This window comes from Saccharopolyspora pogona, from assembly GCF_014697215.1.
Taxonomy (GTDB): Bacteria; Actinomycetota; Actinomycetes; order Mycobacteriales; family Pseudonocardiaceae; genus Saccharopolyspora; species Saccharopolyspora hattusasensis.
The window spans coordinates 3998915-4017669 of the sequence record NZ_CP031142.1; the positions used below are offsets into that span (position 1 = coordinate 3998915).

Below are 18755 nucleotides of genomic sequence, written 5' to 3' on the forward strand. Positions count from 1 at the left end.
CGCAGCACAGGCGCAGACCGCGAGCGCGGAGGTGGCGTAGCGATGACCGAGCTGGACACGCTGTCGGTGAACACGATTCGCGGTCTGTGCATGGACGCGATCCAGAAGGCGAATTCCGGGCACCCCGGAACTCCCATGGGCATGGCTCCTGTTGCATACACGTTGTGGCAGCGGTTCTTGCGCTTCGATCCCGCTGATCCCATCTGGCCGAACCGCGACCGCTTCGTGCTCTCCGAGGGCCACGCCTCCGCCCTGCTCTGGTCGCTGCTGCACCTGACGGGCGTGCGCGCGGTCGATCCCGACTACGAGGTGCTGGGCCGCCCCGCGGTGGCCCTCGACGATCTGAAGTCGTTCCGGCAGCTCGATTCGCGCCGCCCCGGTCATCCCGAGTACCGGTGGACGTCCTGCGGCGGTGGCGGGATCGGGAGGGTGATCGGTCTGCCCTGGGCGAGCATGATCGGTTTGCCGTGATGCGAGGTTTGCACCGCCTCGCCGCGGCGCAGCTCGTACGTCGCCTCGTCGCGGTTGATGGTGACGCAGACCCTGCTGTCGTGGAAGCACACGCGAATATCGATGCGGCTGAGTTCTGGGGGAAGCCGGGGCGCAAAGGTGAGTTTGCCGTCGTGGTCGCGCATCCCACCGAACCCGGCGACCGCGACGATCCAGGCGCCGGCCAGCGAGGCGATGTGCAGGCCCTGGGGCACGTTGTGATGGATGTCGTAGAGATCGGCCAGGGCCGCCTCGGCGAAGTAGTCGTAGGCGAGCTCGAGGTGGCCGACCTCTACGTTGAGCACCGCCTGCACGCCCGCGGAAAGCGAGGAGTCCCGCACGGTCAGCGCTTCGTAGTACGCCACGTTGCTGGCCTTCTGCTCGGGGGTGAACGCGTCGCCGCGCAGCCACATGGCCAGCACCAGATCCGCCTGCTTGATCACTTGCTTGCGTTAGAGGTCGAAGTAGGGATAGTGCAGCAGCGGGTAGTGCTCCGGGGGTGTGTTGTCGAAGTCCCAGGGGCGTGCCGGGTGAATGCCTCGGACTGCGGGTGCACGCCGATCGTTTCGTCGAAGGGCACCACCATCCGATCGGCCGCGTCCCGCCAGTAGGCGGTCTCCTCCTCGTTGACACCGAATTCTCTGGCCAGATCAGGGCTTTGCTCGCAGCGGGTCGCGGCCTCGCGCAGGTTCTTCTGGGCCATGAGGTTGGTGTAGGTGTTGTTGTCGACGATCGCGGTGTACTCGTCGGGGCCCGTAACGCCGTCGATGCGGAATCGGCCGTGCGCGTCGTGGTGGCCCAGCGACGCCCACAGCCGCGCGGTGTCCACGAGCAGCTCCAGCCCGCACTCGGCCTCGAAGTCCTTGTCGCCGGTGGCGGCAAGGTAGCGGGCGGTGGCGTCGGCGACGTCGGCGTTGATGTGGAACGCCGCGGTGCCGGCCGGCCAGTAGCCGGAGCACTCGTCGCCGTCGATGGTCCGCCACGGGAACGCGGCCCCGGTCTGGCCGAGCTGCGCCGCCCGCGTGCGCGCCTTGTCCAATGTGGAGTGTCGCCACCGCAGCGCTTCCCTGGCCGCGTCGGGGACGGTGTAGGTGAGCACGGGGAGGACGAAGGTTTCGGAGTCCCAGAAGGCGTGTCCGTCGTAGCCCGGACCAGTGAGGCCTGTCGCCGGGACCGCACGGCTCTCCCCCCGCGCGCCGGCCTGAAGCACGTGGAACAGCGCGAACCGGACCGCCTGCTGCAGCTCGGCATCGCCGTCGATCTCCACGTCCGCGGCATCCCAGAAGTCGTCCAGGTAGGCGCGCTGCTCGTCGAGCAGGCCCCGCCAGCCGCTTTGCCGGGCCCCGGCCAGCGCGGCCTCGGCCTGCGCCCGCAGGGCCTGCGGAGACCGCTGGCTCGACCAGCCGTACGCGACGTACTTGGTCAGCGCCAGCTTCTGCCCCTGGGGCACCTCGGCGGCCACGGTCAGCCGCGCCAGGTCGCCCTCGGTCCAGTTCTCCGTCCGCACTCCTGCGGGGGCGTCCACCTCGTGGTCCATCGCGGCGGCCATGCGCAGGCCGGACAGACGGGTGTGGTGGCTCAGCACGGCACGGTTGTCCTCGCCCACGGCGAAGTCGGAGACCAGGGCTCCCGCCATGACGGCCGCCACCCGCGGGTCGTCGGGCTCCCGCTCGATCGGCTCGTTGGCCAGCAGCTCGGACTGCACCACGAGCTGCGCCTGCCCGTCCAGCGGTTCGACCTCGTAGTGGATCGCGGCGATGGCGCGTTGGGTGAACGACACCAGTCGTTCCGAGGTGATTCGCACACGTCGGCCGGTCGGCGAGACCCACTCGGTATCGCGGCGCAGCGTGCCGGAGCGGAAGTCGAGCACCCGCTCGTGGTGCGGGGCTGAGCCGTAGCGCATATCCACCGGCTCGTCTTCGACCAGCAACCGGATGATCTTGCCGTCTGTGACGTTGACCAGGGTCTGCCCGTCTTCCGGGTAGCCGTACCCGCCCTCGGCGTACGGGAGTGGTCGCCGCTCGTAGAAGCCGTTGAGATAGGTGCCGGCCAGGCCGCGAGGTTCGCCCTCCTCGAACGACCCCCGGAACCCGATGTGGCCGTTGGACAGCGCGAAGGTGGACTCGGTCCGACGCAAGGCGTCCAGGTCCAGCCACCGCCACCGCAGCTCCCACGGGGCCACCTCGTAACCGGCTTGCGGACGGGTCGTTACTGCTTCACCTCCCAAGCGCCGCCGGTTTCATGGCGAGGATGTCGGCCAGATCCGACACCACGATGTCCGCGCCGTGCGCCCGCAACTCGTCCGCCTCGTGGGTGCGGTTCACGCCGACCACCCAACCGAACCCACCGGTGCGCCCGGCCTGCACACCGGCGAGCGCGTCCTCGAACACCGCCGCCTCGGCCGGTGCGACGCCGAGCGCCCGGGCACCGGCCAGGAAGGAGTCCGGCTCCGGCTTGCCGCGCAGCTGTTCCCTGTTGATCACCACGCCGTCGATCCGCGCCTGCACGAACCGGCTCAGGCCAGCGGCCTCCAGCACGGAGGCGCCGTTCTCCGAAGAAGTGACCACGCCGACGGAGAGTCCGACGTCCCGCACCGCCTCCAGATAGCGCACCGATCCCGGATACGGGTGCACCCCGCCCTCCCGGATGATCGCGAGCAGGACCTCGTTCTTCCGGTTGCCCAGCCCGTGGACGGTGTCCGCGGTCGGTGGGTCGTCGCGAGTGCCCTCGGGCAGGGTGATGCCGCGGGAGGCGAGGAACTGGCGCACCCCGTCCGCCCTCGGCCGACCATCCACATGCTCGAGGTAGTCGTCCTCGGTGAACGGCCGGAACCGCTCGCGCTCCCGCTCCCGCAGGAACGCGTCGAAGGTCTGCTTCCAAGCCGCCATGTGCTGCGCGGCCGTACTGGTCAACACGCCGTCGAGGTCGAACAAGCACGCGATTATCCCGTCCGGGGCCACCCGCACCCGCGTGCTGTCCCGGCGACCTGACGTTCCCATGCTCGCCAGCCTTTCCACCCGACCTCACCGTCGGCTGATCCCGTGGGGTTCGCCGTTGCCCGTCTGATGTCGCCAACGCTCCAGGGGCGGCCGCCGACGGCCCAGGGCACTACGTCCCTGCTCGCCGCCGAGCGGCCGTGACAGCGAGGGTCGACTCCTGCCTTCCGGGGGACTTTTTGCACTGGGAGGCCCCCATTTGTCCGGTGATCCTGTCCTCGAAGACAGGAGGCCAGGTGGAGACAATCGATCACGAATGGCTCGAACGGGAGCTGGAACTGGTGAACGGCGAGCTCTCCCGCATGTTCCCGACTGCACCGCCGGCGAGCGTGTCGGCGGCAGTGAACACCGCGATGGCGGAGTTCGTGCCCTCGGCGAGCGTGACGACCTATCTGCCGACCTCATTCACCGACGTGCACAGCGCCTCTTGTCGGGGACCGTCGCATCAGGCGGTCCCAGCCGTCGGCTGTTCGCCAGATGAACGTTGGCGATCAGAACAGCCGCTCGGTCGAGCCGCTCGCCCTCCATCTGACGAATCGGCCTCCCGCGTGGCGGATCCTCACGCGTGGTCCAGGCGAGGCAGCACGAGCTCGCGCAGCAGTAACCGGATCACCGCCGCCACGGGGATGGCGACGAAATGCGCCGATCACTCCCAGCAGAGCCGCGCCTCGGCAGCCGGTGTCGTATCAACCAGGACACCGTTGGTTCCGAACCCGTCGCGATGAAGAACACGTACCCGATGAGGATCAGCACCTGACGAGCGGCAATGATCAACTCGATAACGCCGTAGGTCACTGCCACGCCAGCAGCCGCTGCCATGCCCGTGACGAAGGGCGAGCACCAGTTGTACGAACGTCCCGCCTGCACCGGCGACAGGTCACCACTGCTCGACTTCGCCGCGATGGCAGCATCAACGACCGGTTCTTGCGTCGGCGACTCGGGGACCTGCACCTCGCCGATATTTCGGTATCCAGTCCTACGAGGTTCCCGCAAAAGGCATGGACGCGCATTCCCGATGCGACGTCGCTGAAGCGCTCCCTGGGCAAATCCCGTACTCGGGGCGCGATCAGATCGCCGCTTGAAAGTGATCCGCTGAGGACCTCGCTCGCGGGCCTGGTCCGCGCAGATCGCGTCACCCCAGGCGGTTCAGATCTCCAGTCGCGCCTCTTCGAGGTCGAATTCCCGCACAAGCTGCCTCATCGCGTCGTTTGAGATCTCGCCCCGGTCGCGCAGGGCCACCACGGCCGTCCGCTGCACTTCGAGTACCGCGCGCACCATCTGCTGGTAGGCGAACGACCGTTCCTCGTAACCCTCGTCGGTCATTTCCCCGCTGCGCGCGCCGAGGCGACGCTCGCGGTACTCATACGCCACGCGCAACCGGCGGACGCTGTCGTCACGCGTCCACTCCTGCTTGGCCAGCTCATCGATCCGAGCGAGCGCGGCGCGCGTCGCGGCCAACCGCGCGCGAAGGTCCTCCTGCTCCGCAACGCCGCTGTCGGAGACCCGGAGCAACCGGACGAGGCCAGGCAGGGACAGCCCCTGCACGACGAGCGTGCCGAGGATGACTGCGAACGTCAGGAAGACGATCAAGTCGCGGTGCGCGAACGGGCCTCCGGTCCGGGTGGTCAGCGGCAGCGCCAGGGCTGCGGCCAACGAGACGGCACCGCGCATCCCGCTCCAGGCGACCAGCAATCGGTGACGTGCGCCCACGCGGCGTGCTCGCTGGCTCGGTCGCCGGTCGATCATGCGGATCAGATATGGGACGACGAAGAACCAGGCCAGCCGCACCAGCACGACCACGCCCGTGACCGCGAGCGCGTAGCCGACGAGTCCGGCGGCCGGGTATCCCGCCAGCCCGTCGATGGTGCTGCGCAGCTGCAGACCGACGAGCACGAAAAGCACCGCGTTGATCAGGAAGGTGAGAACATCCCACAGCACCACGCCCTGCAAACGGGTGCGCGCGGACAACTCGGGGACGCCGCGGATTCCGACATAGATCCCGGTGGTCACTGCGGCGAGCACGCCAGACGCGCCGACCGCGTTGGCGGGAATGAAGGCAGCGTACCCGCTGAGCAGCGAGATCGTGAGACTCACCTGGACGTCATAGGTATGGCGGCGAATCAGCACGACGAGCCAGCCGACGGCCAGACCGATCGCGATCCCACCCACGGCACCCGCAACGAACGCTAGCCCAGCCCCGCCGAGCGAGAAACTCTCGCCAACGATCACCGCCACGGCCACGCGGTAAGCCACCAGGGCAGTCGCGTCGTTGAACAGCCCCTCGCCCTCCACAGCGCTGACCACTCGCCGAGGCACTCCCAGGCGTCGCATGACCAGCCCGGCGGCGAGCGGGTCGGTCGGGGACACGATTGCCCCGAGCGCGAAGGCCGCCGGCCACGACAGGCCCGGGACGAGGGCGTGCACCAGCGCCGCCACCGCAACCATCGTCGCCAACACCAAGCAGACGGAGCTAAGCACCAAGCCCCGCAGGTTCTCCCGCATATCCCGGAAATTGGCGGACAACGCCGCCCAGTACAGCAAGGGCGGCAGGAACACCACTAGCACGACTTCCGGGTCGAGCGCGACGCGCGGGAGGCCCGGCACGAACCCGATCAATACCCCGCCTAGCACCAAGACGATCGGGTACGGAATCGACATAAGGCGGGCCAACGCCGCCAGCACCGCAACCGATACCAGCAGCCCGCCGATGAGGACTTCGGCGCCGCCCATGGCAACGCCAACGCGGCGCCCTTCGCAGACATTCCGCCGCAACGAAAGTTGCAGGAAACGCCGCCCGCGTCCCCGCATCAGCCGCGACAAGGTCGACGTCCTCGACTCCGGCGCCGACGACTATCTCACCAGACCGCTCGGCCTCGACGAACTCCTCGCCCGCATCCGCGCAGTCTCCCACCGCACCACCCCGAACAATGCCGCCACCGTCCCCCTTGGCAACGACATCGTCAACCTCGCCACCCGAACAGCCGCCTGGAAGGCCGGATCAGGCTGCCCTGCGGAGGGCAGTGGGCCGAATTGGCAGGCGCTGCGGCCGGAGAGAGTCCGTGCCGGCCTCCCCAGTCCCGTCATCGCCACTCCACCCAAGAGGGTCGGACAACATGTGACCAGCTAAAACTTCCGACGATCGCCGCGTTGGCCGTCCCAGAGCCTTGTTCGGCGCAGCACCGGTAGCGCCCGTGCCTAGCCCTGGGAACCTCCCTGGCCCCGCAGCTAGACCGGTGCTGGCGAGGAATCCGTCGATGAGGCCTGACGCATACTGCATGCGTTTGAGTCGGGTGCGTGCCAGTGTGGCCAGGTTGGTGATGGTGCCGGCAGCGAGGCTGGGTTTGAGGTGTGACCACACGGACTCGACCCTGCTGATCCATTCACCCGAAGCATGCCGAGCACTGACCAGCTTCCGAACCTTGCGTTCCTCGACCACATCTCGCGGCGCTCGCGCCACCAACGACCTCGGCAGAACCCACCACCCTCGATCACAACACCGAGATCGATGATCTCGGTACGTGATCATTAAGGGACGCAGCACTAATTAGCAGGATTGCAACAGCTGGGAGTGCAGGCAGGAGCCTGCCGCGTTGAGAAGCTTGAGGGTGCGCGGGGAATGCCAGCGAACGACATCGTGGGCCTCCGGGCCGGCGATGCGCGGGGTGGGGCGGGCAACCCCCCGACGGTCACCCGCGCCCCTTTCCCCGACTCCCGGCGATGTCCCCGAAACCTCACCGGACACATACGCCCCTGGTCGCGAAATCAACGACGCATGTACAAACAGCGTGGCGAGCTGCCGGCCGGTCGCGCAACCGGCGGAAGAAAACTCTGCGTTTCGCTGAACCACGCCACCAACGAAACCGCGCAGAAACCCACTCTTTTCCTCCGGGAACCAAAGCGAACGAAGGCACTCTGCTGTCCCAGAAACTGTCCAGCACAACACTCGAGCAACACCGCGGTGACGCCCGAGCCCAGCGGATCCGGATATCTCCTCCTGCACTGACCGCTGCTTGGACCAGCAGGCGCCGCGCGACCCCGCTGTCGGGCATGAACCTCAAGGCATTCGCGGCAACACTCCCGTCATCCCCGGCCGGGGCTTCGCCGGTCTCACCCGAGCGCGACTCCGCACCCCGCTCATCGCCGTCGTCGAAGGATGGGCGCTGGGCGGCGACACCGAGATGGCACTGGCCTGCGACCTGATCGTGGCCGCCGAGGACGCTGCATTCGGCCTTCCGGAGGCAACGCCGGCCTGATCCCCCAGAAGGCGGCCTCGTCCGCCTGCCAGCACGCATCCTGCGGAACATCGCCATGGAGATCTTCCTCAGCGGTGACCACCTCTCCGCCGCGCGCGCCGAGCAATTCCGGTAGCGGTACAGAGACGTACCCGACGACGACGAATTCCCCGCATGCAGCGCAGCGTGGCGGAGTTTTCAGGTGTTCAGCACCGCCAGGTCCCCGGCCGGCGCCTGGCGTGCGGCGCTTCGGGAGAACCCGGCCACTACAGGTTGTACGAGAGCAGCCGGCTCAGCACCTCATCGACGTTCATCCACCGGTGTTCGTCACCGGGAGCGACCACGTCGTAGGTGCCGTTCAAGAACTCCACAAGCTGATCAGCATTCACCTCGAAGGTCGCCTGCCCCGACGGCGAGCTCAACGCGATCACGACCAACCCCGGAAAACCCCGTCGAGGGCCGATCCGCACATCGCCTTCGCCCGCCTCGGCGACCAGCCCGTCGGCCAGCAGGTCGCGGGCGATCACCCAATCCACCTGACCGGCCTTGCCCACGTTGAGCTTCATACAAATCTCGTACGGATTGCGGCTGTCGTACCCCAGTTCCACGCCAACCGGCGCGATCACACCCGCCGGCGCTACCAGATTGAAGACCATGGTGGCGAGCACCGTACCGTGATCGTTTGCCATCATGTCCCCACTCCCAAGCATCTTCAGCCAGATCTTCTCGTTCATCGCGCTCCCTTTTTCGGTTAATCCCCAGCCTTGGCGGCTCCAGTGCTCAGCTCCGCCAGCCAGAGTCGGCGACTCCGTGCCCACCGACGATGCCAGAGCGAGGATCACGGACACTGCCGATTTCTGGTTCAAAGCCACGATTGGACTACCCAAGACCGCGGAGTCCCGCCAGACGAACCTGAACCCCCCGCTCTACTGCTCACACCCCAAAAATGCCGCGGAACTCGTCAACTACGTGACTGCACCAAGCCAGCCACTAGAGCGCACCATGAACCTCGACGCCGTCGTGGGAGTTCAGGTCACCGACCACCCATCCCCCGCCGTGCAGGTAGACGGCCGCTGGAAGCGGGCTCGGCTGCGTCCCGGGGTGGTACATGCGCACGCGCAGGGAACCGACGCACCGGTCGGTGACCTCCCCGACCGACGGGACGGCGCTGTGTGGAGGTGGCGAGGCGGCCCTCATCCGGCGGGCAGCGGTGCCAGCCGCGCCGAGGCGGCGTCAAGCGTGGCCATCAGGGCCCCCGCACGGCGCCGACAATGTTTCGGTCTACACGGCGTTGTTCGTGACACTGGACGCGCAGCGGATCGCGCTGTCGGTGGCGGTGTTCCTGGTGATGGTCGCGGTGTGTCGCCCAACACCTGGTTGGTCGGGAGCAACAAGGAAGTGGTGTCGGCGCTGACGCATCTGGGCAAATGGCTGGCGCCCTCGGTCTTCATCGCCGACCAGTCGGTCAGCCCGCGACGACGAGGTAGAGACCGTAGAGGACAAGCACGACGCAGGCCGCAAAGCACAATGCCGCTGTCACGTTGGGTCCTAGCGACGACGTGTGTCGCTCGAACGCGGCGGTGCGTTTCCCCATGGCCACGATGCCCAGGCTGAACAGCACCACGACGACGACGCCAACGGCCAGCGAGACCACGAAGACGCTGCCGAGTCCGCCCCAACTGGTGTGCATCGCTGCGCCTGCCCCTCTCAGCTCACGGGAACTTCGTTGACGTTCGTCGCATTGATCGGATTTCGTCGCGACACCCAAAAGGCGCCCGCCGCCAGTGCGAGGGCGACCACGGCGACGAGCACCGTGCCGCCGACGCCTTGCGAGGCGACCCCGCCGGCGACTGCACCGATCGCGGCCGCGGCGGGCAAGGTCAGGACCCACGCGACCACCATCTGCCCGGCCACTCCCCAGTGCACCTCGGCCAGTTTCTTGCCGACGCCCGCTCCGACGACGCTGCCCGAGGCGACGTGCGTGGTGGACAGCGGGAAACCGACATGCGAACTGGAAAGGATCACCGCGGCGGTGCTGGCCTCCGCCGCGAAACCCTGCGGCGACTCGATCTCGGTGATGCGCTTGCCCACGGTGTGGATGATTCGCCACCCACCGAAGTAGGTACCCACCCCTATGGACAGCCCGGCGATGAGAATCACCCACACCGGCGGACGCGAACCCACGGGCAGCGCGCCGGCCGTGATCAACGTCAGCGTGATCACGCCCATCGTCTTCTGCGCGTCGTTCGTGCCGTGCGCCAGCGATACCAGCGAGGCAGAGGCCACCTGACCGGCCCGGAACCCGCCCACACGCACCGATCGGTCGGTGCGGCGGGTCAGGACATAGGCGAGGTAGGTGGCGATCATGGCCACTACGCCCGCGATCACCGGGGACGTCAGCGCAGGCACCACGACTTTCTCGACGACCGTGGCGAACTGCACTGCGCTGGAACCGGCCGCCACCCACGTAGCACCGATGAGCCCTCCGATCAGCGCGTGCGAGGAACTCGATGGCAGCCCGACCAACCAGGTGGCCAGGTTCCAGAGGATCGCGCCCACCAAACCCCCGAAGACAACCGACGGACCGATCCGGGCCTCGTTGACGATTCCGCTGGAAATCGTCTGGGCCACCTGGACCGACAGAAAAGCACCCACGAGGTTGAGCACGGCCGAAATCCCGACCGCGACCTTCGGCCGGAGGGCGCGGGTGGCGATCGAGGTCGCCATCGCGTTCGCGGTGTCGTGGAATCCGTTGGTGAAATCGAACACCATGGCAGTGACGATGACCAGGAGCACCAACGAGATGTCCATGTCCACATGCTGTACGGGCGCAGACCGGGATGTCGAGGGCAGAAAGTTGGTGGTGCCGCCCGATTTCCGCACCACGCTCACACATCCGTAGCACCGCGGGATCGACATCGTCGGCCGGGACCTTCGCGTGAAACACCACCGGAGCATCGTTCGCCGGTACCCGACTACCGGATGCCACCCGCGAATCAGAGGCCCCGCTCGGACGGCTCAAGCCGGTAGTCGTTGAAGCTCGCCTCGCGGACCGCCAGCAGCCAGTCCGGGGCGAACTGCCACAGCTCGGTGCCGCTTCACGGGGCACGGGCCGTTCCGCAGGAGTGGCTCGCTTCCCTGGAGCTGCGCGAGCAGTGCCAAAGGTGCCTCAACACGAAACAGCTCGCCGACCTGCGAGAAGAAAACGAGGAATTGTCAATACCTGTGGATCAAGATTGTTTAGGCGGCGGTGGGTGGGGCGTGTTCGTCGGGGCGTTCGACGAGTTTGCCGCCCTCGAAGCGTGCTCCTGCGCGCACGAGCGCGACGAGTTGGGGTGCGTTGACCGCGCGCCAGCGTGTCTGCGCTGACTCGATCAGCTTGAAGGCCATCGCCAGCCCGGCCGCGCGAGAGCCTGGTCCCTTGGTGACTTTGCTGCGGTGCCGCACGGTCGCGAACGTGGATTCGATGGTTATCTTGAGTTCGGCGGATGATCATTGCTTTGGCCTGGGCGGTTGCGTCGTAGATGGTGTTGTCGACGCAACCGCCGGCGGTTGTCGGGGTGGGTTCAGCAGGGTCCGATCGTTACTGAAGTGCGATGCGGTTTGGCTGGAGGTGGGGGTGAATCGCCGGGGTCTCGCGAATGGGGTGATCGGCGGTGCTCACCGAGTGCACGGGCGAGTTGTCGGCGAAGCCGTTGGTTTTCTTCGGCGAGTTCGCGGTTTCGTTTGAGGGCGATGTCCAGTCGTGCCAGGGCAGATTCCTCCGAGGTGCGCTGACTTGCAGGAATCGGCGCTGCGGGAGCGCGCCGGGTTGCCTCCAGTAGGCGTTGGATTTCGGCCCGGATGTCGGGTTGGGCATAGAGCCAGGACCGGGACACCTCAGCTGCTGCGGCCACTGACTGGAAAGTGATCGGCGCGCCGGTGCGGTCGAGTTCGCGCGGTGCCTGGAGGGCCTTCGCTCGGGTCAATTCGCGGCGTCGCTGGGCCGCGGCGATGATCGGGGCGGTGTTGTCAGGACGCATCGGCTGACGTCTCCCTGCTGGTGTTGGCTTCGCCGTTCTCGAGGGTTGTGATGATCTTTGCGAGGTTGTCGGCGACCTGGCGATTCATCTCCACCATGCGGGTCTGGCCCCGCGCCTCGGCCGCGGTGATGATCTGCAACACCTGCTGCTGGTGGTGCCGGTGCTGGGGGAGGAACTCGGTGGTAGTGATGAACATCGGACAGGTTAGGCACGAGTTGGCATGCGGGCAGGTCTTGATCAGCGGCAGACTGCAGTAGCCGTTGGGCAAAGCCTGGGTGGCGCGGGAGATCCGCTGCTTGGCCCAGGACGCCTCGGCCAGCGGCCCGTCGGGGTCCAGGGTCACCGTCTCGCCGTTGGCGTTGACCTTGCGTGCGGCTTCCCAATGCCGGCGGATCGTCGTGTCCGACAGCCGGGCGTAGTGGCCTGTCATGAGGTGCGAGTCGTGATCGAGGATGCGGCGGACCACTTCCTGCGGCACGTCCCGGTTGATCAATCTGGTGCCCAGCGAGTGCCGCCACTGGTGGGGAGTGAGATGCACCGGGCGGCCGTGTTCGTCGCGGATGTCGCAGCGTTGCAGCCATCGGTGCAGGGCCTGCCGGTAGGTGGCGCTGTTGACAGGCTTGGAGCCGTCCGGATTGGTCAGGGGGCGGGGGAAGAGCACCGGGACACCGTCGGTCCAGCGGCCCAGGACGTGTTGCTGCTGCTCGCTGATCGACTGCTGGAGTTGTTCATCGATCGGGACCAGTGCCTCCCGGTTCATCTTGTGATTGTGGTAGCGCAGATAGGGTGCGCCCTCGGCATCTAGGACGACACAGTCAAACGGCAGCTTGAGCGCGTCGGAGACGCGCAAGCCACAGCGGATCAGGATGAGCGTGACCAGCCGGTAGGCCGGGTGGTCCCACTGGTCCAAATTGGACGGATGTTCTACCTGGACCATCACGTACTCGGCTACCGCGCGAGGCAGTTGTTCGCCGTGTTTCGGGTAGTCCTCGGGATAAAATGTCGCGGTCGTCGGCAGCGAGGAGTCCCAGCTGTGCTGGCGGATCGCGTTGAAGAACTGGTTGAGCAGCCTGACGTGGGTGCGATGCGCCGGTCGGCCGGTGAACTCGACGTGCAGGTCGGCCAGGTACCGCTCCAGGACCGGTCGATCCACGCTGGCCAGGCTGTCAATGCCGATCTCGTGGGTGGCAAGGAATTGTGCGAACCGCGTGATCGCGGTGACACACCGGGCCGCGGCGGTGCTGCCCAGTCCTGTACTCAACCGCCACCGCACCCACCGCTTGGCTAACTCCTTCAACCACGGCTGGGCAATGGCATTGAATCGCAGGCGAGCGGGAGACCCGCCTCCGGTGGGCCGCCCGAGGCGCCGCAACCGCCACACATCCCGCCGATACTCGGTGTCCCATCCGTGGTCCTCGGCTAGATCCTCCAGCTTGCGCACCCCGTAGATAACCAGGGTCCGCGGTCCCGCGTCCTTCGGCGCCGGGCGACCAAACGCGGTCCGTAAGGTCTCCTCGTCCCAGTCCAGCAGCGAGGCGACCGGCAGGCCCGCCAACAGCCGCACCATGCGAGCGACCGTGGTGACCTGGGTCCGGACCAGCCGCTCGTCGCGGCGGCATTGCAGCACATACTGCACCTCCAGCTTCAGCTGCGGGGCCAGCGCGGCAAGGCTGACCTTGCATTCGCAGGCGGGCACCACACTGCTGGTGGGACTGTCGCTCAACGGGCCGGCGACCTGCTGGTCTGTGGTGGCGATGAACCGCGCGAGATCGGGCTTGCCCTCCCTGCGCCACCACCGCTGATGATGCCCGGGACACAATCCCTGGCTGCGCGCTGTCCGGACGCATCCGGGCACTGCGCATGCCGGACCACCGAACACCGGATCGCGAGGATCGAAAACGACAAGGTCGCTGCGGAACTCCGGGCGCACCGCGGCCATCAACTTCTCCAGCAGCCCGGGAGAGGCCGTGGCTTGCCGCTGCGCCTTGGCAATTTCGCGATTCATGGCGTCACCTGCCGCGCGTCGGGCGGAAGGGTGGCGGTCAGCTTGATCCGGACATGGTTGAACGCCGCCTGCGTGGTCAGCAACACCGATCCGCCGCTGAAGGTGACCTCGTGGGGCTCGGCAAGCCGCAGGGCGGACCGCCAATGCTCGAATGTCGCGCGGAGCTGCTCAGCTGGCGCGGGTCCGTTCACCTGCCCCACCACGAGGCTGCCGGAGGGCGCCAGCGTCCACGCGATGATCGGCAGATGTGGGTGGGCATCCAGGATCGCGGCCAGTTCGCCAGCTGCGCGGCGCTGCCATCCTGCGCGCTGGGCGTGGGTGATCTCGAACAGGCTCACCAGCTCACCTCACGCCCGGTGAACCAACCTGCGTTCTCCAACGCCCGCCGCGCGTCCTCGGCGGTCAAATGCCCGTAAACGGACATCGTGGTGGTCACCGAGGAATGGCCCAAGACCTTGGACACGACCTCGATGGGCACGCCGTCCCGCAGCATCCTGGTCGCCGCCGAATGCCGGCACCAGTGCGGATCGAAGTCGATCCCGGTGCGTCGCCGCAGCCGTTTCACCAGCTCGTAGACCGCCGGGTAGGACAACGCCTGCCCCCGTGGTTCGGCGAAAAGGTTCACGAACACGTAGTCCGAGTCCACATCGCCGTATTCGCCGTGCAGATAGTCACCCCACAGCCGGATCAGCTCCGTGGAGACCGGGACGGCGCGTTGCTCGCGTGATTTGGATCGGGCGCCGTTGTCGTTGACCCGGGGCACGATCACGATCTCCCGTTCCGCGGCGGCGATATCGGCATGCCGCAGGCCCAACGCCTCCCCGATCCGGCAGCCGGAATCCCACAACAAGGACCAAAGGAAGCGATCTCGCAGCCGGTCACAAGCATCCACAATGGACTGCATCTCAGTGACTGTCAGGATCCGGGGCAGCTTCTTCGGTGCTTTCACCGTGATCATCCGGCTCGGTTGGGGTTTGTCCTTGCTGATGTGGTGCAAAAACGGCTTCCACCCGCCCCGCCGACCGGGCACCTGCCACGTGGTCAACAGCTCACCGACATCCACGCCATGCCGCGCCTGATACGCATAAAACGCCGCCAGCGCCGAAAGCTTCCGGTTGATCGTGGACCCAGCCACATGCGGCTGGAGCGAGGGCAGCACGGCCACCTGGCCATCACGGCCGGTCGGCGGCAGCCGCAGCCAGGCGACGTACTCACCAATGTCCTCCAGGCGCACCTCCCGCCAGTCCAGGCCCCGATGCTCCAGGAAGACCCAGTAGTCCTTCAAATCATGCGCATACGCCTTGACCGTGTTCGGTGACCGCTCGATATCGGTCAGATAGGCCAGATAACGCTCGATCGGCTCGACCGGGGCGTCGTCATCGCCCAGGACCGTCCACGACGGCACCCGCGAGGCGGGCATCGCCACCCGTTGCACCTGCACCTGCTCCTCCAACGTGATCGACATGCTGGACGAGCCCGGAGATAACCATGTCCACCACGCCGACCGCAGCCCACGACAAACCCGTGGCACACATGGAAGACACACGCACGGAAGCTCCAGATAACCATCGAATCCACGTTCGCGACCGTGCGGCACCGCAGCAAAGTCACCAAGGGACCAGGCTCTCGCGCGGCCGGGCTGGCGATGGCCTTCAAGCTGATCGAGTCAGCGCAGACACGCTGGCGCGCGGTCAACGCACCCCAACTCGTCGCGCTCGTGCGCGCAGGAGCACGCTTCGAGGGCGGCAAACTCGTCGAACGCCCCGACGACCACGCCCCACCCACCGCCGCCTAAACAATCTTGATCCACAGGTATCGACAATTCCTCGTTCGTCTGACGGGACTCCGCGATCTTGGGTAGTCCAATCGTGGCTTTGAACCAGAAATCGGCAGCGTCCGTGCTAGTCGGTGGGCAAGGATTCACCGACTCTGGCTGGCGGAGCTGAGCACTGGAGCCGCCAAGGCTGGGGATTAACCGAAAAAGGGAGCGCGATGAACGAGAAGATCTGGCTGAAGATGCTTGGGAGTGGGGACATGATGGCAAACGATCACGGTACGGTGCTCGCCACCATGGTCTTCAATCTGGTAGCGTCGGCGGGTGTGATCGCGCCGGTTGGCGTGGAACTGGGGTACGACAGCCGCAATCCGTACGAGATTTGTATGAAGTTCAACGTGGGCAAGGCCGGTCAGGTGGATTGGGTGATCGCCCGCGACCTGCTGGCCGACGGGCTGGTCGCCGAGGCGGGCGAAGGCGATGTGCGGATCGGCCCTCGACTGGACCGTCCGGGGTTGGTCGTGATCGCGTTGAGCTCGCCGTCGGGGCAGGCGACCTTCGAGGTGAATGCTGATCAGCTTGTGGAGTTCTTGAACGGCACCTACGACGTGGTCGCTCCCGGTGACGAACACCGGTGGATGAACGTCGATGAGGTGCTGAGCCGGCTGCTCTCGTACAACCTGTAGTGGCCGGGTTCTCCCGAAGCGCCGCACGCCAGGCGCCGGCCGGGGACCTGGCGGCGCTGAACACCTGGAAACTCGGCCAGGCTGCGCTGCATGCAAGGAATTCGTCGTCGTCGGGTACGTCTCTGTACCGCTACCGGAATTGCTCGGCGCGCGCGGCGGAGAGGTGGTCACCGCTGAGGAAGATCTCCATGGCGATGTTCCGCAGGAGGCGTGCTGGCAGGCGGACGAGGCCGCCTTCTGGGGGATCAGGCCGGCGTTGCCTCCGGAAGGCCGAATGCAGCGTCCTCGGCGGCCACGATCAGGTCGCAGGCCAGTGCCATCTCGGTGTCGCCGCCCAGCGCCCATCCTTCGACGACGGCGATGAGCGGGGTGCGGAGTCGCGCTCGGGTGAGACCGGCGAAGCCCCGGCCGGGGATGACGGGAGTGTTGCCGCGAATGCCTTGAGGTTCATGCCCGACAGCGGGGTCGCGCGGCGCCTGCTGGTCCAAGCAGCGGTCAGTGCAGGAGGAGGAATATCCGGATCCGCTGGGCTCGGGCGTCACCGCGGTGTTGCTCGAGTGTTGTGCTGGACAGTTTCTGGGACAGCAGAGTGCCTTCGTTCGCTTTGGTTCCCGGAGGAAAAGGGGCTCTTCTGCTGCTTCCGTGGGTGGGTTAGGCGCGTCCGGGGAGGGTGGGTCGGTGGCCGCCGAGGGCGAGCATGGCGAGAGCGATGAGTGCTTGGGGGCTGCGGAATCCGAAGGCGATGCGGGTGAGCAGGCGGATTTTGGTGTTGGTGGATTCGATGAGTCCTTGGGAGAGGCCGTGTTCGAGGGCGGCGTCGATGGGGGCGCGGTGTTTGGTGATCTTCTTGGCGAGCTCGACGAAGACGGGGATCTGGCAGCGCCGTGCCCAGGAGGTCCAGCGGTCCAGGGCTTGTTTGCCTTGCTCGCCTTTGGCGGTGAAGACGTACCGGAGTCCTTCTTTGAGCAGGTAGGCCCGGTACAGGCGGCGGTCGGTGGTGGCGATCCAGGCCAGCTTCGCCTGCTGGTTTTCGGTGAGGTCTTCGGGGTTTTTCCACAGCGCGTAACGGGAGTCTTTGAGCTTCTTGGCTTTCTCGTGCCCGGGACGGGCCGGGGAGTCGGTGGCCGGGCGGCCCCGGCGGCGTGTGCCTTCGGTGCGGGCCAGGGCGCGGGCGTCGTTCCAGGCCCGTCGCCGTTCGGCATCGAGTGCTTCGGTGGCCCAGGCGACCACGTGGAAGGGGTCGGCGCAGCGGATGGCCTTCGGGGCGCGGCGGGCGACGGTGTCGGCGATCCACTGGGCCGCATCGGCGGACACATGCGTGATCTCCGCGGCGCGCCTCTCGCCGAGGGCGTCGAAAAACCGGTTCAGCGTCGCGGAATCGCGCCCCGGCGCGGCCCACACCAGCCGCCCGGTGTCGTGGTCCACCACCACCGTCAGATAGCGGTGATGCTTCTTGTAGGAGATCTCATCGATCCCGATCCGCCGCAACCCACCGAACCGGTCACTCTGGGTTTCGGCGTCGGCCCACACCCGGGCCACGATCGCACCCACGGTGCGCCAGGCGATGCGCATCAGCTCGCATACCGCCGATTTCGAGGAGCGCACCGCCAGCCACGCCACCGTGTCGTCGAAAGCCAAGGTGTGCCCGGCGCCATGACGCGCCCACGGCAGCCGCGCCACGGTGGGCCCGTGCTCCCGGCAGCGCACCCGCGGCGCGGCGGCCTCGAGATGGACCTGGATGGTGCCCAGGTCCAGGGCCCGCCACCGGCGCCGTCCCTCGCCCCGGTCATACCGCCCGGACCAGCGGCCACACCGGCCGCAACGGCCGCGCCCGCCCTTGCGCGGGCGCACGTGCACCATCACCCGTTCCGCGGCCTCGTCGAACTCCACATCCTCGATCACCGTGCGCCTGTCGACGCCCACCAGAGCACGCCATAAACTGGCCTTCGACACGCCGTTCTCCGTCCCCTCGGTTCCTGACCTTCGACAAGCCAGAAACCTAGACGAAGCAACGGCGTGCCCCCGTCTCCAGGCCTAAAACAGCAGCTCACATCACCCACGGATCAGTCACAAGAGCGGGAAAAGAGTGGGTTTCTGCGCGGTTTCGTTGGTGGCGTGGTTCAGCGAAACGCAGAGTTTTCTTCCGCCGGTTGCGCGACCGGCCGGCAGCTCGCCACGCTGTTTGTACATGCGTCGTTGATTTCGCGACCAGGGGCGTATGTGTCCGGTGAGGTTTCGGGGACATCGCCGGGAGTCGGGGAAAGGGGCGCGGGTGACCGTCGGGGGGTTGCCCGCCCCACCCCGCGCATCGCCGGCCCGGAGGCCCACGATGTCGTTCGCTGGCATTCCCCGCGCACCCTCAAGCTTCTCAACGCGGCAGGCTCCTGCCTGCACTCCCAGCTGTTGCAATCCTGCTAATTAGTGCTGCGTCCCTTAATGATCACGTACCGAGATCATCGATCTCGGTGTTGTGATCGAGGGTGGTGGGTTCTGCCGAGGTCGTTGGTGGCGCGAGCGCCGCGAGATGTGGTCGAGGAACGCAAGGTTCGGA

General features: G+C 66.9%; 18 protein-coding genes and 3 pseudogenes. 7 read left to right on the forward strand and 14 right to left on the reverse strand.

The features are described 5' to 3' along the window. Positions 1-42: 42 nt before the first annotated feature. Positions 43-471: a hypothetical protein gene (locus DL519_RS18005; protein ID WP_223839187.1), complete on the forward strand. Its 429-nt coding sequence runs from the start codon at positions 43-45 to the stop codon at positions 469-471. On the opposite strand, the pseudogene DL519_RS18010 reads toward DL519_RS18005, so the two are convergent. Both DL519_RS18010 and DL519_RS18015 read right to left on the reverse strand, forming a co-directional pair. Further along, positions 381-2716 (reverse strand): annotated as a pseudogene (locus DL519_RS18010) (glycoside hydrolase family 65 protein). The gene DL519_RS18005 and the pseudogene DL519_RS18010 overlap by 91 nt on opposite strands. After that, positions 2706-3488, reverse strand: a complete 783-nt coding sequence (locus DL519_RS18015) for an HAD family hydrolase (protein WP_190816487.1) — start codon at positions 3486-3488, stop codon at positions 2706-2708. Before DL519_RS18015 ends, DL519_RS18010 begins: the two are co-directional and overlap by 11 nt. 299 nt (positions 3489-3787) lie before the next feature. Between DL519_RS18015 and DL519_RS50130 the strand changes: the two genes are divergently transcribed. Next, positions 3788-4210: a hypothetical protein gene (locus DL519_RS50130; RefSeq protein ID WP_397545060.1), complete on the forward strand. Its 423-nt coding sequence runs from the start codon at positions 3788-3790 to the stop codon at positions 4208-4210. Here the strand turns inward: DL519_RS50130 and DL519_RS18020 are convergent. Both DL519_RS18020 and DL519_RS18025 read right to left on the reverse strand, forming a co-directional pair. After that, on the reverse strand, positions 4095-4436 hold the full coding sequence (locus DL519_RS18020) for a hypothetical protein (protein WP_190816489.1): 342 nt from the start codon (positions 4434-4436) through the stop codon (positions 4095-4097). The two genes, DL519_RS50130 and DL519_RS18020, sit on opposite strands and share 116 nt — an antisense overlap. A 195-nt stretch (positions 4437-4631) precedes the next feature. After that, positions 4632-6215, reverse strand: coding sequence for a Na+/H+ antiporter (locus DL519_RS18025; protein WP_190816491.1), 1584 nt, complete (start codon positions 6213-6215; stop codon positions 4632-4634). Between DL519_RS18025 and DL519_RS50135 the strand changes: the two genes are divergently transcribed. Both DL519_RS50135 and DL519_RS49430 read left to right on the forward strand, forming a co-directional pair. Further along, a complete protein-coding gene (locus DL519_RS50135) occupies positions 6214-6612 on the forward strand; it encodes a response regulator transcription factor (protein ID WP_190816492.1) in 399 nt (132 codons plus the stop codon). The two genes, DL519_RS18025 and DL519_RS50135, sit on opposite strands and share 2 nt — an antisense overlap. Before the next feature lie 883 nt (positions 6613-7495). Beyond that, on the forward strand, positions 7496-7738 hold the full coding sequence (locus tag DL519_RS49430) for an enoyl-CoA hydratase-related protein (RefSeq protein WP_223839188.1): 243 nt from the start codon (positions 7496-7498) through the stop codon (positions 7736-7738). Positions 7739-7983: 245 nt separating this feature from the next. Here the strand turns inward: DL519_RS49430 and DL519_RS18040 are convergent, their stop codons facing one another. Then, complete coding sequence (locus tag DL519_RS18040; protein ID WP_190824045.1) at positions 7984-8409, reverse strand: SsgA family sporulation/cell division regulator; 426 nt, start codon at positions 8407-8409, stop codon at positions 7984-7986. Between the two features lie 416 nt (positions 8410-8825). Here DL519_RS18040 and DL519_RS18045 point away from each other — a divergent pair, with 416 nt between their 5' ends. Continuing rightward, complete coding sequence (locus tag DL519_RS18045) at positions 8826-9131, forward strand: hypothetical protein (RefSeq protein ID WP_190816494.1); 306 nt, start codon at positions 8826-8828, stop codon at positions 9129-9131. 51 nt (positions 9132-9182) lie between these two features. Here the strand turns inward: DL519_RS18045 and DL519_RS18050 are convergent, their stop codons facing one another. The 7 genes and pseudogenes from DL519_RS18050 to DL519_RS18075 form a co-directional block, all read right to left on the reverse strand. Continuing rightward, the gene (locus DL519_RS18050; RefSeq protein ID WP_190816496.1) at positions 9183-9407 is read right to left on the reverse strand and encodes a hypothetical protein; all 225 of its coding nucleotides are present in this window, start codon (positions 9405-9407) and stop codon (positions 9183-9185) included. Positions 9408-9424: 17 nt separating this feature from the next. Next, positions 9425-10528, reverse strand: a complete 1104-nt coding sequence (locus DL519_RS18055; protein WP_190816498.1) for an inorganic phosphate transporter — start codon at positions 10526-10528, stop codon at positions 9425-9427. Between the two features lie 429 nt (positions 10529-10957). Next, positions 10958-11185: pseudogene (locus DL519_RS18060) on the reverse strand (IS256 family transposase); the annotation flags it as partial. A gap of 98 nt (positions 11186-11283) precedes the next feature. Continuing rightward, entirely contained in the window at positions 11284-11739 is a 456-nt protein-coding gene (locus DL519_RS46755) for a DUF6262 family protein (protein WP_223838804.1), read from the reverse strand. Further along, complete coding sequence (locus tag DL519_RS18065) at positions 11729-13744, reverse strand: tyrosine-type recombinase/integrase (protein ID WP_223839189.1); 2016 nt, start codon at positions 13742-13744, stop codon at positions 11729-11731. The genes DL519_RS46755 and DL519_RS18065 overlap by 11 nt, the downstream gene beginning before the upstream one ends. After that, the gene (locus DL519_RS18070) at positions 13741-14082 is read right to left on the reverse strand and encodes a hypothetical protein (RefSeq protein WP_190813056.1); all 342 of its coding nucleotides are present in this window, start codon (positions 14080-14082) and stop codon (positions 13741-13743) included. Before DL519_RS18070 ends, DL519_RS18065 begins: the two co-directional genes overlap by 4 nt. Next, the gene (locus DL519_RS18075; RefSeq protein WP_190814034.1) at positions 14079-15209 is read right to left on the reverse strand and encodes a site-specific integrase; all 1131 of its coding nucleotides are present in this window, start codon (positions 15207-15209) and stop codon (positions 14079-14081) included. Before DL519_RS18075 ends, DL519_RS18070 begins: the two co-directional genes overlap by 4 nt. Positions 15210-15311: 102 nt before the next feature. Between DL519_RS18075 and DL519_RS18080 the strand changes: the two are divergent. Further along, positions 15312-15539, forward strand: a pseudogene (locus DL519_RS18080) (IS256 family transposase); the annotation flags it as partial. Positions 15540-15778: 239 nt separating this feature from the next. Continuing rightward, positions 15779-16204 (forward strand): SsgA family sporulation/cell division regulator, encoded by a 426-nt coding sequence (locus DL519_RS18085; RefSeq protein WP_190824047.1) that lies wholly within the window; start codon positions 15779-15781, stop codon positions 16202-16204. A gap of 245 nt (positions 16205-16449) precedes the next feature. Here DL519_RS18085 and DL519_RS49435 read toward each other — a convergent pair whose 3' ends face one another. Together DL519_RS49435 and DL519_RS18095 are read right to left on the reverse strand one after the other, a co-directional pair. After that, positions 16450-16692, reverse strand: a complete 243-nt coding sequence (locus DL519_RS49435) for an enoyl-CoA hydratase-related protein (RefSeq protein ID WP_223839188.1) — start codon at positions 16690-16692, stop codon at positions 16450-16452. Between the two features lie 163 nt (positions 16693-16855). Beyond that, on the reverse strand, positions 16856-18157 hold the full coding sequence (locus DL519_RS18095; RefSeq protein ID WP_190816500.1) for an ISL3 family transposase: 1302 nt from the start codon (positions 18155-18157) through the stop codon (positions 16856-16858). Positions 18158-18755: the final 598 nt, after the last annotated feature.

Excerpts from the sequence above, each read along its gene's own strand:
- DL519_RS18005 (WP_223839187.1), top strand. The coding sequence starts at position 43 with ATGACCGAGCTGGACACGCTGTCGGTGAACACGATTCGCGGTCTGTGC.
- DL519_RS18015 (WP_190816487.1), bottom strand. The coding sequence starts at position 3,488 with ATGGGAACGTCAGGTCGCCGGGACAGCACGCGGGTGCGGGTGGCCCCG.
- DL519_RS50130 (WP_397545060.1), top strand. The coding sequence starts at position 3,788 with ATGTTCCCGACTGCACCGCCGGCGAGCGTGTCGGCGGCAGTGAACACC.
- DL519_RS50135 (WP_190816492.1), top strand. The coding sequence starts at position 6,214 with ATGGCAACGCCAACGCGGCGCCCTTCGCAGACATTCCGCCGCAACGAA.
- DL519_RS18025 (WP_190816491.1), bottom strand. The coding sequence starts at position 6,215 with ATGGGCGGCGCCGAAGTCCTCATCGGCGGGCTGCTGGTATCGGTTGCG.
- DL519_RS18040 (WP_190824045.1), bottom strand. The coding sequence starts at position 8,409 with ATGATGGCAAACGATCACGGTACGGTGCTCGCCACCATGGTCTTCAAT.
- DL519_RS18045 (WP_190816494.1), top strand. The coding sequence starts at position 8,826 with ATGCGCACGCGCAGGGAACCGACGCACCGGTCGGTGACCTCCCCGACC.
- DL519_RS18050 (WP_190816496.1), bottom strand. The coding sequence starts at position 9,407 with ATGCACACCAGTTGGGGCGGACTCGGCAGCGTCTTCGTGGTCTCGCTG.
- DL519_RS18055 (WP_190816498.1), bottom strand. The coding sequence starts at position 10,528 with ATGGACATCTCGTTGGTGCTCCTGGTCATCGTCACTGCCATGGTGTTC.
- DL519_RS46755 (WP_223838804.1), bottom strand. The coding sequence starts at position 11,739 with ATGCGTCCTGACAACACCGCCCCGATCATCGCCGCGGCCCAGCGACGC.
- DL519_RS18065 (WP_223839189.1), bottom strand. The coding sequence starts at position 13,744 with ATGAATCGCGAAATTGCCAAGGCGCAGCGGCAAGCCACGGCCTCTCCC.
- DL519_RS18075 (WP_190814034.1), bottom strand. The coding sequence starts at position 15,209 with ATGTCGATCACGTTGGAGGAGCAGGTGCAGGTGCAACGGGTGGCGATG.
- DL519_RS18085 (WP_190824047.1), top strand. The coding sequence starts at position 15,779 with ATGATGGCAAACGATCACGGTACGGTGCTCGCCACCATGGTCTTCAAT.